At 42.1% G+C, this 15,598-nt stretch carries 12 protein-coding genes and 2 pseudogenes; all 14 read left to right on the top strand.

What is annotated here, in order from left to right:
- Positions 1 to 7 precede the first annotated feature (7 nt).
- The 14 genes and pseudogenes from B9Z54_RS12185 to hisC all read left to right on the top strand — a co-directional run bounded on the left by B9Z54_RS12185 (position 8) and on the right by hisC (position 15,527).
- The gene (locus B9Z54_RS12185) at positions 8 to 1,060 is read left to right on the top strand and encodes an NAD(P)H-dependent glycerol-3-phosphate dehydrogenase (protein ID WP_113928657.1); all 1,053 of its coding nucleotides are present in this window, start codon (positions 8 to 10) and stop codon (positions 1,058 to 1,060) included.
- Between the two features lie 1,149 nt (positions 1,061 to 2,209).
- On the top strand, positions 2,210 to 2,398 hold the full coding sequence (locus tag B9Z54_RS12175; RefSeq protein WP_481747793.1) for a DUF2768 domain-containing protein: 189 nt from the start codon (positions 2,210 to 2,212) through the stop codon (positions 2,396 to 2,398).
- An 87-nt stretch (positions 2,399 to 2,485) separates the two neighbouring features.
- On the top strand, positions 2,486 to 3,193 hold the full coding sequence (locus tag B9Z54_RS12170) for an LptM family lipoprotein (RefSeq protein ID WP_205207708.1): 708 nt from the start codon (positions 2,486 to 2,488) through the stop codon (positions 3,191 to 3,193).
- A gap of 237 nt (positions 3,194 to 3,430) precedes the next feature.
- A complete protein-coding gene (spoIVA, locus tag B9Z54_RS12165; protein ID WP_113928654.1) occupies positions 3,431 to 4,909 on the top strand; it encodes a stage IV sporulation protein A in 1,479 nt (492 codons plus the stop codon).
- Between the two features lie 408 nt (positions 4,910 to 5,317).
- The gene (locus B9Z54_RS12160; protein WP_113928653.1) at positions 5,318 to 5,590 is read left to right on the top strand and encodes an HU family DNA-binding protein; all 273 of its coding nucleotides are present in this window, start codon (positions 5,318 to 5,320) and stop codon (positions 5,588 to 5,590) included.
- A gap of 916 nt (positions 5,591 to 6,506) precedes the next feature.
- Positions 6,507 to 6,737: a trp RNA-binding attenuation protein MtrB gene (mtrB, locus tag B9Z54_RS12155; protein WP_162785193.1), complete on the top strand. Its 231-nt coding sequence runs from the start codon at positions 6,507 to 6,509 to the stop codon at positions 6,735 to 6,737.
- A 395-nt stretch (positions 6,738 to 7,132) separates the two neighbouring features.
- A complete protein-coding gene (locus tag B9Z54_RS12150; RefSeq protein WP_113928652.1) occupies positions 7,133 to 7,954 on the top strand; it encodes a heptaprenyl diphosphate synthase component 1 in 822 nt (273 codons plus the stop codon).
- 3 nt (positions 7,955 to 7,957) lie between these two features.
- Positions 7,958 to 8,671, top strand: coding sequence for a demethylmenaquinone methyltransferase (locus tag B9Z54_RS12145; protein WP_113928651.1), 714 nt, complete (start codon positions 7,958 to 7,960; stop codon positions 8,669 to 8,671).
- 27 nt (positions 8,672 to 8,698) lie between these two features.
- The gene (gene hepT / locus B9Z54_RS12140) at positions 8,699 to 9,661 is read left to right on the top strand and encodes a heptaprenyl diphosphate synthase component II (protein ID WP_113928650.1); all 963 of its coding nucleotides are present in this window, start codon (positions 8,699 to 8,701) and stop codon (positions 9,659 to 9,661) included.
- Between the two features lie 102 nt (positions 9,662 to 9,763).
- Positions 9,764 to 10,209, top strand: a pseudogene (gene ndk, locus B9Z54_RS12135) (nucleoside-diphosphate kinase).
- A gap of 596 nt (positions 10,210 to 10,805) precedes the next feature.
- Positions 10,806 to 11,576 carry a CheR family methyltransferase gene (locus tag B9Z54_RS12130; RefSeq protein ID WP_481747792.1) on the top strand — a complete coding sequence of 257 codons (771 nt, stop codon included), beginning with the start codon at positions 10,806 to 10,808 and terminating at the stop codon, positions 11,574 to 11,576.
- A gap of 283 nt (positions 11,577 to 11,859) precedes the next feature.
- A pseudogene (gene aroC / locus B9Z54_RS12125) lies at positions 11,860 to 13,031 on the top strand (chorismate synthase).
- 3 nt (positions 13,032 to 13,034) lie between these two features.
- Positions 13,035 to 14,117, top strand: coding sequence for a 3-dehydroquinate synthase (aroB, locus tag B9Z54_RS12120; protein WP_113928648.1), 1,083 nt, complete (start codon positions 13,035 to 13,037; stop codon positions 14,115 to 14,117).
- Positions 14,118 to 14,432: 315 nt separating this feature from the next.
- Complete coding sequence (hisC, locus tag B9Z54_RS12115; RefSeq protein WP_113928647.1) at positions 14,433 to 15,527, top strand: histidinol-phosphate transaminase; 1,095 nt, start codon at positions 14,433 to 14,435, stop codon at positions 15,525 to 15,527.
- The last annotated feature ends 71 nt before the right edge of the window (positions 15,528 to 15,598 follow it).

Here is a 15,598-nt window from a genome sequence, read left to right as displayed (position 1 = left end):
TGTGAATGTGGAGAATCCTTTGAAAACTGTTACAGTACTCGGTGCCGGCAGCTGGGGTACTGCCTTGGCGATGGTGCTTGCGGATAATAAGCACAGAGTGAATCTGTGGGGACATAATGCAGTGCTTATGGAGGAAATCAACACCAGACATACCAATGAAAAGTACCTGAAGGGCATACAGCTGCCCAAAGGGATCATAGGCCATACAGACCTTGTAAAAGCCCTTGAGGGGGCTGAGACGGTCATACTGGCTGTTCCAACCAAAGCTGTCAGGGAAGTTCTTCAGAAAGTTAAGCACACTGAAGCGAAGCCTTTGACAATCGTCCATGTAAGTAAAGGGATTGAGCCAGATACATTGATGAGGATTTCTGAAATGATCAGGGAAGAAATGGGTGAGTCGGGATTAAAGGATGTCGTTGTCCTTTCCGGCCCTAGCCATGCAGAGGAAGTCAGTTTGAGACATCCGACAACTGTCACGGTATCTTCTGAAAACATGGAATCCGCAGAACATGTACAAGATCTCTTCATGAATCAGCATTTCAGGGTTTATACTAATCCGGATGTTATCGGTGTGGAGATAGGCGGGGCACTCAAAAACATCATCGCTCTTGCTGCGGGAATCACTGATGGTCTTGGATATGGCGATAATGCCAAAGCAGCTCTCATAACGAGGGGACTTGCTGAGATTGCGCGGCTGGGTACCAAGATGGGAGCAAACCCGCTTACTTTCTCAGGATTGACGGGGATTGGCGACTTGATTGTGACATGTACAAGTGTCCACTCCAGAAACTGGAGAGCGGGAAACCAGCTTGGAAAAGGAATGAACCTGCAGGACGTGCTGAATGAAATGGGAATGGTCGTTGAGGGCGTCAGAACTACAAAAGCAGCCCACCAGCTGGCGGAGAAGTACAACGTCCAGATGCCTATCACCCAAGCGCTCTATGATGTCCTTTTTAATGACGTTCCTCCAAAACAGGCAGTTGATTCATTAATGGGCAGGATGAAAACCCACGAAATGGAAGATCTGTTCAATATACTCGGTGAAAAAATGACGGATTAATTCACAATAATGGGCATTCGACGATGCAAATGCCTTTCATTTGCATACGATGAATGGAACATAAACAGCTTTAAACGTGGATGGGGTAACTGTCACTTTGGACTGGAGTTGGGAAATTTCCCGGCTTCAGTCTTTTTTTGCTGCATTGGAACTGCCTATGGGCTTCATTGCCGTTTAATCATGATTTAAAAGCACTATCAGCCGTAATTGCCGAGGGTCGGATGTGGGTGTTTGGAAGGAGCGGCAAACAGGGAGAAATGCCCTCCAGAAACCTCTGGCAGGCTTCAGATATATACAGCCAGATCAGACGGCTATGGTTTTGAGGGCCTTTAAAATCATTCTTTCGTGTGCTGAAATTTAATTCAGCTCCTTGCCCTATGAAAAGTGACTTTCATACTAACCGATTTTATAAGAAACAATGTAATTGTAGAGAAGTAGTGCGTCTGAAGCGGAAAGGCTTTACTACTCATTATCCAGAATCTTTAACGAGCGAAATTTGTAAGAGACGCCATTATCCACCGAAGATATTTTGGAAAGCAAGGAGAAAAGACCTCATCCCAGTTTAGAGAGAAAAACCTTGGTATCAGGCAAGAATCCTGTCTTGAATTTTTCCGGAAACCTATTTATAGCGAAAAAGTATATTTTCTTTGCTTTTATAAAAAAATGTCGCTTTAGATCGTTATTTACCTTCCTTCCCTGTAATAGGAGGATCTTCGCTGCAGGCGTAAGATCTCTTGCGGGACTAGCGGGACAGGTGAGACCAAGGTTACGTACCCACACTGGAACGTAACCCCCAATCTAGTTCCAGCGCCTAGCACCTCGGGGTCAAATAACCTCAAGAGAATAAAAGGAAAGACCGCCTTTTTTTCTCTTGAGAACATTTGCCTGTCGGGTCTGACCAAGGCTCTTCCACTTTTGATACAGGCGTATCCGAGGCTCACCGCACGCCCCGCGGAGTCGTACGGCTGGAGCGGAAATCCATTACTTTTCAATAGCTGCATTTTTTGCAAAAAGAGAAGCAAATAAAAATCAATACAAATATCCACCTAAATACGACATAAACGTGAATTATCTTCATTCTCTATTAACATTATTGGAGGGTGTGATATAATACTTTCGACAAATAAGGAGGGACGTCCAATGTCTTCGATGATGAAAATGTGGGTTTCATTTGCTTCCATGGGATTTATGATATTTGCCATATTAACTATTTACGTAAGCAGATATAAATTAAAAAAAGGCTTTTTCCGCTTTGTTACTGCATTAATAGCATATGTTTTAATGATTACCGGCGGATTGATGATGGCCTATATAGTGTTAAGCGGGCCAACGAACTAAGTTTTATTGACTGTTGATGGAAAACAAATAGAAGAGGAATAGAAAGTAAAAATATTACCAGAAGTTATGCTTGAAGGATGTGTTACGTTGAAGAAAATTATTGCCGCACTGCTTATGGTGCTTACAGTATCGCTTCTGACCGGCTGTTTATATCCCCAGGAACAGCTGCAAAAGAATCAGCTGCCGTATGATGACCAAATCGCTGCGGTCCAGTCGGCTGTTGAGAAATATCAGTCAGATAATGGCGGGATCCTGCCGATTAAAACGAAAGACCAGGACACACCCATTTATATAAAATACCCGATCGAATTTAACAAATTGAAAGGCCAGTACCTTTCCGAAGTTCCCGGAAATGCCTATGAAAATGGCGGGATCTTTCAATATGTCTTGATTGATGTGGAAGAAAAGCCGACAGTAAAGATTTTTGATTTGAGGATTGCGGAGAAAATCCGTGAAATCAATATCAGAATCCGTTCAGCCGGTTACCCTCCATTCAAGGAGAGTATTGCCGACAATGTTTATACACTTGATTATTCCCAGATTGGTTATGATGAGGAGCCATTCGTTGTGAGTCCTTATTCAAAGCAAAATCTGCCGCTTTTAATCAGCGGCAGCGGAGAAATTTTTGTTGATTATCGAAATGACTTAACTCGAAAACTGCAGGATCAAGAATACAAATTGGAAGAAGGAGAAGATATCCGGTCAATACTGACGGAAGACTCTGCATTCGTTCCGGCATACTCGCCTGCATATACTATAAATGAAAAGAATGAACCGGTCTTTATGACTAAATAGGCATAACCCCTTACTTACAAAATATATTTGTATAGAAAGGGGTTTTTTCATTTTCGTTACTCCCATTTCAAATCTGCAATTTTCTTGTCTTCAGTATTTATTTTCCCTTTTTAGTAATAAGGAGGCAAAAAAACATATTAATAGTCATAAGTAATTGGGACAACATCATAAATATATATTGTCCAAACAGCTAAGCGGATGAAACATCCCTGGAAGATAAAGATTGGAGGGAATCTCTTGGAAAAAGTAGATCTGTTTAAAGACATTGCAGAAAGAACCGGCGGAGATATTTACCTAGGTGTTGTAGGAGCCGTTCGAACCGGGAAATCGACATTCATCAAGAAATTCATGGAACTAGTCGTCCTTCCTAATATTTCAAGTGAATCAGAACGGGCACGAGCTCAAGACGAACTGCCTCAAAGTGCAGCTGGCAGAACTATCATGACAACGGAACCGAAATTCGTTCCGAATCAAGCGGTTTCTGTTCACGTGGATGAGGGCTTGGATGTTAATATCCGATTGGTCGATTGTGTGGGCTATACAGTCCCTGGAGCAAAAGGCTATGAAGACGAGAATGGGCCAAGAATGATTAATACACCTTGGTATGAGGAACCGATCCCATTTCATGAAGCAGCTGAAATTGGAACAAGGAAGGTCATTCAGGAACACTCCACTATTGGTGTGGTTGTCACGACAGACGGTTCGATTGGGGAGATCCCAAGAAGTGACTATTTAGTTGCAGAAGAAAGAGTAATCGAGGAACTGAAAGAAGTCGGAAAACCATTCATCATGGTGATCAACTCCGTCAAACCACATGCACCTGAAACTGAGGATCTGCGGATTCAACTGCAGGAAAAGTATGATATACCTGTACTCGCTATGAGTGTTGAGAGTATGAGAGATTCAGATGTTCTCAATGTACTGCGCGAAGCATTATATGAATTCCCAGTGCTTGAAGTGAATGTAAATCTTCCAAGCTGGGTAATGGTGCTGAATGAGGACCACTGGCTGCGTGAAAATTACCAGGAAGCAGTCAAAGAAACGGTCAAAGACATAAAACGATTAAGGGATGTCGACCGGGTAGTGCACTACTTCAGCGAATTTGAGTACATTGAAAGAGCTGGATTAGCTGGAATCGAGATGGGTCAGGGTGTAGCAGAGATTGACCTATACGCGCCAGATGAACTGTACGATGAGGTGCTGAAGGAAATAGTCGGTGTTGAAATTCGCGGCAAGGATCATTTGCTGGAGCTGATGCAGGACTTTTCTCATGCCAAGCGTGAATATGACCAGGTAGCTGATGCTTTAAAAATGGTAAAACAAACAGGGTACGGTATTGCCGCTCCTTCGCTGGCTGATATGAGTCTGGATGAGCCGGAAATTATCCGCCAAGGGTCCCGCTTTGGTGTCAGTTTGAAAGCTGTAGCTCCATCTATTCATATGATTAAAGTAGATGTACAGTCTAAATTCGAACCTATAATCGGTACTGAAAAGCAGAGCGAGGAGCTTGTCAGATATCTGATGCAGGACTTTGAGGATGACCCGCTTTCAATTTGGAATTCGGATATTTTTGGCCGAAGCTTAAGCTCGATCGTCAGAGAAGGTATCCAGGCTAAATTGTCCTTAATGCCTGAGAACGCCCGGTATAAATTGAAGGATACGCTGGAAAGAATCATCAATGAAGGTTCAGGCGGCCTGATAGCGATCATCTTGTAGGAGGCTCTCTTTTGAGAGTCTTTTTTTTTGTACATCTTACAAGGCGCAATATTTGCGAAAACAGTTTTGCTTTATTAAGAAACAGGTTTAACTTTAGAAGCCCTTCTATATAAGGATTTACTTTGTTGAATCCGTTTTGAATGTTAAAATAACAGCCAAAAACGTTCGTTAAGAAGAATTTAATGCCCGGAAAAGAAAAGATTCCCATTATTTCTTGGATTATTCTTGCTAACCTTATTTTTATATGATAATCTTTTAACAGAATTGATGTCGAACATTGATTCTACAACGTTTTTTGAGGTTTTTGTTCACCTTCATGTATAGAAACCGAAAAATATGTTCACTAATGTAACAAGACAGTTATATGAATCATGACTGAAACATTTCCTTTGGGAGGAGGTGAATGGCATGAACAAAACAGAACTAATTAATGCTGTTGCAGAAGCTGCTGAGCTTTCTAAGAAAGATGCTACAAAAGCAGTTGATGCCGTTTTTGAAAGTATTCAAAACGCACTGGCAAATGGTGATAAAGTACAATTAATCGGTTTTGGTAACTTCGAAGTTCGCGAACGCGCTGCTCGTAAAGGACGCAACCCGCAAACTGGTGAAGAAATCGAAATCTCAGCTAGCAAAGTACCTGCATTCAAACCAGGTAAAGCGCTTAAAGATGCAGTAAAATAATTACATACTTTAAAGCGTTAAAAAAGAGCCGCATCATGCGGCTCTTTTTTAAATTTAGTGGATACCTTAAGATTTCCTGATTAAAAAAGCTGACGTACACTTGAGACTATATTTTGCCAGAAGACAGTGGAAAAACCATCGTTTCCTTTTTAAAGGCTCATTTCGTAACTTTGTGGCTATTTTATATGAACTTCCTAAGTTGAAATCATTATTCACAGGAAATATTCTGGTAAGCAAGAACAAAAGTGCTGTGCCCCTTTTGAGAGAGTAACTGGGTAACCGGCTATTCCTGCACTAGAGATGTTTCCGAATGCAACAATTCATTGAAAACAGTCTATTATTTAAAGGGCTCTTTAAAAAATTTGTTTGAGAATCCGCTTTTACCATCTCGTTCTTGCCGGAGAAGGATCTTCGCTGCAGGCGTACGATCTCCTGCGGGACTAACGTCGTCTAGTTCCAGCGGCCAGCTGCTAGCAGATTTCGGTCTCTCTCCTTGCGATAAGTCAACATCAACTCACTCCGTTCGTTTTGTTTCCTTTACCTCATCCGAGAGCCCTGAAATGTGTACGTCGCTGAACGGCCGCTTCCGCTTTTTAATTCACCGCCCGCCCCGCGGAGTCGTCCGTCTGGAGCGGAAATCCATTAATTCTCAACAGCCGAAATCAGTCTGAAAAGAACGTTTTTTAAAAATAACACTCTTTGGTGGATAAATGGCCTTGTGCTACTATTAATTTATAGAATGTTTAAAAGAGACTTTATGTTTACGGATAACAGTAATTGAAACAGGTGTCACCTTGGAATCAGCATGATTCCTATAAACTTTGATACAATATTAGTATGAACATAATGAACTTGTAATACATATATGAGTTTTCAGAAAAGGAAAATCAAATTTTTAAAAACAGGAGTGAAGAAAATGGCAAACAACTCAACAGATTATATTGTGATCAAGGCAATTGAAGACGGAGTAAACGTGATAGGCTTGACTAGAGGGACGGACACGAAATTTCATCATTCTGAAAAGCTTGATAGGGGAGAAGTAATGATTGCTCAATTTACAGAGCATACTTCTGCAATCAAAGTCCGTGGCAAAGCGAAGATCATTACAAGCAATGGAGAAATCGAAAGTGAAATGAGAGAAAAATAATCCCTCTAGCCGGTGGCATTCAGCTGCGGGTTTTTCACTCGATAGTACCGCTGCTTAATGACTGTGAATTACTTCTAATAATTTCAACTGCCAATAATGGGGAAAAATTAATTTGGAATAATGATTATTGCACTTTAATTTCTTTTCTAAAAAGGCTGATTAAAGGAGCTATGGAAATGCCTCCTTGTGTCCCTCACAGGGTCAAGCCGGTTTGGAGCGAAGGTTCAAAGACCTCTCGGAAAGGGAATTAAAAACGGACTTTCCAAATGAGGGGTAAAGGCAGTCTAAGTGCCTAATGGGGAGATATAGTATTCGCCCGGTATAGCTTATTATGTTATAATATTTGTTGCTGAAACGACTAAGTAGATACATATACGAAATGGGGATTTAGGTTTATGAAACGTTTGGACTGTTTTCATCTTGAAGCATCAATAAAACACTATGTGGAAGAGAAATTATCTTACTCTTATTTGCAAAAGTATATTGATTCTCCTCAAATTGATGAAGACAGGATCAGCTTTTTGCTCGTTCCATTTTTACAAGGTGGACATGAGCTGGATGAGAATGAGATCATTCGGGTCATATCGACTGTGATGCTGATCCAGATAGGCCTCGATACCCATGAAAAAGTTTCTAATTCACCAACCGGTTCCTTGAAGGAGAGACAATTGACTGTTTTAGCTGGAGTTTATTTCAGCGGTCAATATTATAAGATCCTTTCAGATCTTGAAAATGTAAGCCTGATCAATCAACTGGCACAAGCTATTAAAAGGGTGAATGAAAGCAAGATATCCCTTTATAAACAAGAATATTCAAGCATTCATGATATCATGGAAAGCATCAGGACAATTGAATCTGCTGTAATAACAAGTTTTTATGGCCACTATGGTGCAGCACAATGCATGGAACTTGTAAGCGAGATATTGTTTTTGCGCCGGATGCTTAACGAGAAAAATAAATTGAATCAAGGAATAGTGACGCCGGTTTTTCCATCAGTTAAGGCTGCACTGCTGCCGCAGGACATTCTCCCTTCAGCAGGGGGCAGAGGTAACCAGCTGCTGGAAGAGATATTCACAACATACATCAGTGAATCGAGGGACAGGGCAGCAAAACTGTTGAGAAATGGATCCTTCGTCGGCTTGGGTGTGGAAAACCGCATCCATTCCTTGCTCAAACAAACGAGGCTACACACGAAAATTTTTGCGGAAGAGGGTTAATGGATGAACCAGTCAAAAGAGCAGAGAGTTCATACCGTTTTTGAAAAAATATACGGCAATTATGACAAGATGAACTCCCTTATAAGTTTTCAACAACACAAAAGATGGCGGAAAGATACAATGAAACGGATGGCCGTCAAACCAGGGTCTTCCGCACTTGATGTTTGCTGCGGTACCGCTGATTGGTCGCTGGCATTGGCGGAGGCGGTCGGAGAAACAGGAACGGTAAAAGGACTGGACTTCAGTAAGAATATGTTGAAAATCGGGGAAGAAAAGGTACGTAATTCAGGGATGGACCAAGTGGAGCTGATTCATGGAAACGCAATGGAACTTCCCTTTACGGACAATTCATTTGATTATGTCACAATCGGCTTCGGCTTGAGAAATGTACCTGATTACCTGCATGTCCTTAAAGAAATGAACCGGGTGCTGAAACCGGGTGGAATGGCTGTTTGCTTGGAAACCTCCCAGCCAACTATGTTTGGTTACCGTCAGGCTTATTATTTTTATTTTCAATTCCTGATGCCTTTGTTCGGCAAGGTTTTCGCTAAGAGCTATAGTGAATATTCCTGGCTTCAGGAATCAGCCAAAGATTTTCCTGGCATGGAAGAGCTCTCGGATATGTTCAGCAAAGCCGGTTTTGATAAAGTGGCTTACAAGCCATATACCGGCGGAGTGGCGGCAATGCATATGGGGTACAAAAGAAATAATCAATAGAAAAATTTAAATCTGGGTGGAAATGAAATGAAGTTTAAAATGATATATTCGTTTCTGAAAGCGGATATCGACCTCATTGAAAATGAATTAAAAAAGGCTATCGATTCCCGCTCGCCTCTTTTAAACGAAGCATCACTTCACTTGGTGGAGGCGGGCGGAAAACGTATCCGCCCCGTTTTTGTTTTGTTGTCTGCGAAGTTCGGCAGCTATGACATTCACAGTATTAAGAACGTGGCAGTTGCCTTGGAACTCATTCACAGTGCCTCACTAGTTCATGATGATGTGATCGATGATGCGGATCTTAGAAGAGGAAAACCGACGATTAAGTCTCAGTGGGATAACAGGACGGCGATGTATACGGGAGATTATATATTCGCTCGTTCACTTGAATATATGACGAAAATCCAAAATGAAGATGCTCACAAAATCCTTTCTAATGCCATCGTTGAGTTGACAGTTGGGGAAATTGAGCAAATCAAGGATAAATACCGTTTTGATCAGAGCCTCAAGGATTATCTCAGAAGAATAAAGAGGAAGACGGCTTTGTTGATAGCTGTCAGCTGCCAGCTTGGAGCCATTTCAGCAGGAGCACCGCCTCATATACATAAGAAGCTTTATCGTTTTGGATATAATGTAGGTATGTCCTTTCAAATCACGGATGATATTCTTGATTTTACAGCAAACGAGGAAGAGTTGGGAAAACCTGCCGGAAGCGATCTTCTCCAGGGGAATATTACACTGCCGGTTTTATTCGCCATGCAGGATGCTGCGTTAAAAGAGAGAATAATCCAAGTCGACGAGACTGCTGATCAACAATCCATGACTGCCGTTATCGAGGATATCAAAAGGTGCGGGGCGATTGAACAATCTCATGATCTCAGCTCGCGTTATTTGAAGAAGGCATTAAAAGAGCTTGAAGGACTGCCGAAGAACGGGGCAAACAAAACGTTGAGAGACATCGCCAATTTCATCGGCAAGCGAAAATTTTAGAAAATTTCAAATGGAAACGTTGCCAAAACGTGAAATCAATGATACCATTTTTGTGGGAAATGAAATAGAGACCCATACATACATATCTAGGAGTGGAAAAAAATGGAAAAAACATTTTTAATGGTAAAGCCTGACGGCGTACAACGCGGTTTGATTGCTGAATTTGTTTCTCGTTTTGAAAAAAAGGTTTCCAACTTGCTGGTGCCAAGTTGATGAGCATCTCTAAAGAATTGGCTGAGGAGCATTATGGCGAACATAAAGAACGTCCATTCTTCGGTGAGCTTGTGGACTTTATCACTTCTGGTCCTGTATTCGCTATGGTATGGCAAGGAGAGAACGTCATCACTACAGCTCGTACAATGATGGGTGCTACCAACCCTAAGGATGCTGCACCTGGAACTATTCGCGGCGATTTTGGAATCACTGTAGGTAAGAACGTCATTCACGGCTCGGACTCTCCTGAAAGCGCAGAGAGAGAAATCGGCTTATTCTTTAAAGAAGAAGAGTTGGTTGAATACTCTAAATTGATGAATGAGTGGATCTACTAATTTTAATTTAATAGAAACTTTCCTTTTCTGAATAGGGGGAGGAAGGAATAAAAAAGCCTGATCCAGGTAGATTATCTCTTGGATCAGGCTTTTTATGTATTTAGGGTTTAGGAATTTAAAGGAATGAATGTTCTTTAGGATGGAAGCGGCGGGAGGGGAATATAGGCTGTAATGTTAGAGATACGTTCTTTTCTCAAGGCTGTTTTCACATATATTGTTGCTTTCGGAAAAATCCCAAGAGCCGGATTTTCCCCCGGATACTAAGAGTTTTATCTCTTATTGGGGGAGAGTAGCTCTTTTCTTTTCGGTGTTCCCAGATTTTCCCCTCTTAATATGGTTACTTTTTCGGAATTAGTATCAAATAGCAACAAATTTTACGAAATGAGCTTTTCTCAAAGATGGTGGCTGTTTTTTAGTAATAGATTTCCGTTCCAGGCGCGCGGCTCCGCGGGGGCGGGTAATAGGATCCCGAGGAGTTAGGTGCTGTAACCAGATACCCGGTTTATTATTATTTCTGCTAAATTACCCTTTTCTCTGAAAATTTCCGCTATACTAGAAAGGAACTTATTAACCATTGCTGGAGTGTTTGCATGATGATTTATGATTACAGTCATTTCACTAAAGATATACATAAGAAAACGGGAATCGATCTTTCCCTCTACAAAGAAGCCCAGATGAAGAGAAGGCTGACTTCTCTTTATGAAAAAAAAGGTTTTTCTGACTTTAGAGCCTTCTACCAAGGAATTGAAATGGACACGCCGCTCTTGCATGAATTTCTCGACAGGATGACTATCAATGTTACAGAATTTTACCGAAATGAAAAGAGATGGTCAGTTCTGGAGGAGAAGATCCTTCCGCGGCTGCTGTCACAGAACAATAGGCTGAAAATTTGGAGTGCTGCCTGCTCGACAGGCGAAGAACCTTATACGATAGCCATGGTGCTTTCCAACCACCAGCCCCTATCGGGAATATCTATAAAGGCTACTGACATAGATGATAACGCAGTTGCAAAAGCCAAGCTTGGAGTATACCCTGAGCGCTCTTTGAATGAAGTCCCAGCTGTTATTAAGCAGAAATACTTTTCTAAAAGCGGCGATTTTTATAATCTATCTTCACAAATTAAAAGCAGGGTCTCATTCAAGAAACATAATCTTCTCTCTGATTCTTATGATTCCCATCATGATCTAATCGTTTGCCGGAATGTCATGATTTATTTTACCGAAGAAGCAAAGGAAGAAATATACCATAACTTCAGTTCAGCCCTGCGTCCTGGCGGTGTGCTGTTTGTTGGAAGTACCGAGCAGATATTCAATCCTGCCAAGTATGGTTTGGAGACAGAGGATACATTTTTTTATAGAAAAAAGTAAGGGGAACGCCGAGTGAAACGGCGTTTTTTGTTGGTTTTCGGACCACTCCATGTCATTTTGGTTTGAAGTACAATCTTTCATTGAGTCTTAAATTAGCGGAAATTTTCCAGTTAAACTGCTGAAGAGATATCGAGTTTGGGTATATAAGCGGGATTTTTCCGATTAGGCACAGCAAGAAGAATTAAATTTACAGCTATTAAGCAAAAGATTATCTTCTATGTTTTTGGCGGAAGAATGTGTTATATTGATACAAAATTATTTAAGCAGGGAAGGGGAATACTGGATGAGATATTTAACAGCCGGGGAGTCACATGGCCCACAATTAACGGCTATCCTTGAGGGTTTGCCTGCAGGAATGCCTATAAGTGCTCAAGATATTAATGATGAGCTGGCGAGGCGCCAGAAGGGTTACGGAAGAGGCCGCAGAATGCAGATTGAAAAAGACCGGGTCAATATTGCCGGGGGAGTGAGGCATGGGCTGACGCTTGGCTCACCACTCGCGCTTTTAGTTGAAAATAAAGACTGGACCCATTGGACGAAAGTTATGGGGATCGAACACATTTCTCCTGATGAGCAGGAAGAAGTCAAAAGGAAGATTACAAGACCGCGTCCCGGTCATGCTGATTTGAATGGCGGAATTAAGTATGGCCATCGTGATCTCAGAAATGTTCTTGAAAGATCCTCTGCAAGGGAAACGACAGTAAGGGTGGCAGCTGGAGCTGTAGCCAAAAAGCTGTTGAATGAGCTGGGTATCAAAGTGGCAGGCCATGTAAGGGAGATAGGTGGAATTATAGCAGAAGAAGTAACCTATTCATCTGTTGAAGAGTTAATAAAAAAACAGAGGACTCTCCTGTACGTTGTTTAGATGATGAAGCAGCTGTGAAAATGATGGCGGCAATTGATTCTGCCAAGAAGTCCGGAGATTCTATCGGCGGCGTGGTTGAAGTCATCGTGGAAGGAATGCCTCCGGGGATAGGCAGTTACGTACACTATGACCGAAAGCTTGATGCCAAAATCGCAATGGCCATCATGAGTATAAATGCATTTAAAGGAGTAGAATTCGGCCTTGGTTTTGAAATGGCAAGAAAACCAGGGAGTGAAGTCCATGATGAGATTGCTTGGACTGAAGAGAAGGGCTATTACCGTAAAAGCAACAGACTGGGTGGATTTGAAGGAGGCATGACGACTGGTATGCCGATTATTGTGAAAGGTGTTATGAAGCCTATCCCCACCCTTTATAAACCATTAAAAAGTGTGGACATTGAAAGCAAGGAAGAATTTTCAGCAAGTATAGAGCGGTCTGACAGCTGTGCAGTACCCGCGGCAAGCGTTGTTGCCGAATCGGTGGTGGCATGGGAATTGGCTAATGCCATAACGGAACAATTCAACAGCGATCAATTCCAGGCATTAAAAAATTCTGTTGCTGAATACCGCCGGCACTCCAGAGAGTATTAAGCCATGGATATTTTGCAGATTTCTACAGATTCAAAACAATATCCTGTTTACATAGGCAGAGCCATATTGGGAAAGCTGAGGGATTTCCTGCTGGAACAAGCAGTCCCAATTTCACAAATCATGATTATCGCCGATAGCACTGTATATGATTTACATGGTGAAACACTGAAAGGTTTTCTCCCATCATCTCTTGAGTACTCTGTCTTTATTGCGCCTTCAGGAGAGGAAGCAAAGACGTTGAAGGTCTATGATGATTGTATGACTTTTGCCATTCAGAAGGGGCTGGACCGCCAATCGTGCATCATTGCGTTTGGAGGCGGGGCCTGCGGGGATTTAGCGGGATTTGCCGCATCCACTTATATGAGGGGAGTAAGGTTTATCGGACTTCCGACAACCATCCTTGCTCATGATAGTTCAGTAGGAGGAAAAGTAGCCGTCAATCATGAACTTGGGAAAAATATGATTGGACAATTTTATCATCCTGAAGCCGTGATTTATGACACGAAATTTTTGGAAAGTCTGCCCCTCAAAGAAATCAGGTCTGGCATGGCAGAGGTTATCAAGCACTCTTTGATAGCGGACAAAGCTTTTTATACGAGGCTGAGAGAAAACGTGGCAACCCTTTCTTCAATTGACCACCCTTTTCTTATAGACTCTTTAAAGCAGGGGATTGCCATTAAGGCAGGAATCGTGGAAATGGATGAAAGGGAGAAAGGGGTAAGGGCTTATTTGAATTTTGGCCACACCTTTGGACACGCGTTGGAAAACCTCGCGGGGTACAAAGGGATTTCACACGGAGAAGCTGTGATGACCGGAATGGTTTTCGCCCTTTTTCTCAGCGTGAAGCATGCAGGATTGCGTCTTGATCTGCCCGAGTTCCTTTTATGGATCAACCAGCTCGGATATACAGCCGATTATGCAGCTGAACATTCATTCGACGATATATATGATGTCATGACAAGGGACAAAAAAGCTGAGAATAAAATTCCCCGGTTTGTTCTTCTCCAGGAAATTGGCAAGCCTCTCATGAAAAAGGTGAGCAAGGAAGACCTGAAGGAAGCTCACGATTTTGTTCTGAGCCTCTAAAAGAGTGAACGCTGCAATGGAAGTACAGACTACCTGCCATTCCGAGATAGATGAATCAGGGATCATGAATGAAGTCGGTATCATATCGTAAAAGGAATAAGTAAAATTGTCCGCCGCACTTATACCGGAGCAGTCAGCGAAGCCTCTGGAGGAAAATCAAGGTCTTTTTTCATAGACATTTCTTTGCTTAGGCAACCTCATAAATTCACTGTACATCTCCATATAGAAATAAACATAGAGTATATGTTAATATTATTATTGTAACGCTTTAACGTGATAACGTATTAGAGGACTGAAGGGAAGGGTGGATATACAGTGAATTGGAAAAAACAAATAGAGAATTTAAAAGCATATCAGCCTGGCAAAACAATAGATGATGTGAAGAAGTTATATGGGCTTGACTCAATCGTAAAGTTATCTTCGAATGAGAACCCGTTCGGATTTTCGGCGAGAGTAGAAGAGTACTTGAAAAAGGCGGACTTCACTTATTCCATTTATCCTGATGGATATGCTAAGACGCTTAGGAGTGCACTTTCTTCGCACTTGGGAGTGTCAGAAAAAGAAGTGATCCTTGGGAACGGATCCGATGAAATCATACAAATTATTGCGAGGGGGCTCCTGCAGCAGGGAACGAATACGGTAATGGCGAGACCGACATTTCCTCAGTACAAACACAATGCTGTAATTGAAGGGGCAGAAGTGAAAGAGGTTGTGCTGGATGAATACGGCCGCCACAACCTTGATGAAATGCTTGAAGCCATTGATGAAGAAACAGCTGTCGTATGGCTTTGCAGTCCAAACAATCCAAGTGGAGAGTACATATCAGAGAAAGCATTGACCAGTTTCTTGGACAATGTCCCATCACATGTATTGACGGTTTTGGATGAGGCTTACTTTGAGTATGTGACAGCAGGAGACTATTATGATTCCGTGGATCTGGTACAGAAGTATCCCCGTCTTTTGGTCACAAGGACTTTTTCTAAAGCCTATGGACTTGCAGGGCTTCGTGTCGGCTACGGAATCGCCAATGAAGAAATTATCTCGAAGCTGGAACCATTGCGGGAGCCTTTTAACAATAATATCGTTGCCCAGGGTGCCGCTGCAGCTGCTCTCACCGACCAGGAGTTCATTGAGGGGTGCCGGATTGAAAACAGAAAGGGCATGGAACAGTATTATGAGCTATGCAGAGAAAAGAACCTGAAGTACTTTCCGTCACAAGCCAATTTTATCGTGATCGATTTTGGTGTTGATGGAGATGAAGTTTTTCAATTCCTATTAAGCAAAGGGTATATCGTCCGTTCTGGAAAGGCACTGGGCTTTCCGACAGCCGTGAGAATCACGATAGGAACTCCTGAGCAGAATGATGGCTTAATCAAAACAATCAGGGAATTCCTGAAAAAGGGCAGCTGAAGATTAAAGTACGTGCGTATGGAGCGGGGAGCATCTGCTTCTTAAAGAGCTATTATGGTTAAAACACAGAC

Source organism: Bacillus sp. P14.5 (genome assembly GCF_003316765.1).
Taxonomy (GTDB): Bacteria; Bacillota; Bacilli; order Bacillales; family Bacillaceae_B; genus Rossellomorea.
The sequence above is the reverse complement of the archived record's forward strand: the minus strand, read 5'-3'. Positions and strand labels throughout refer to the sequence as shown.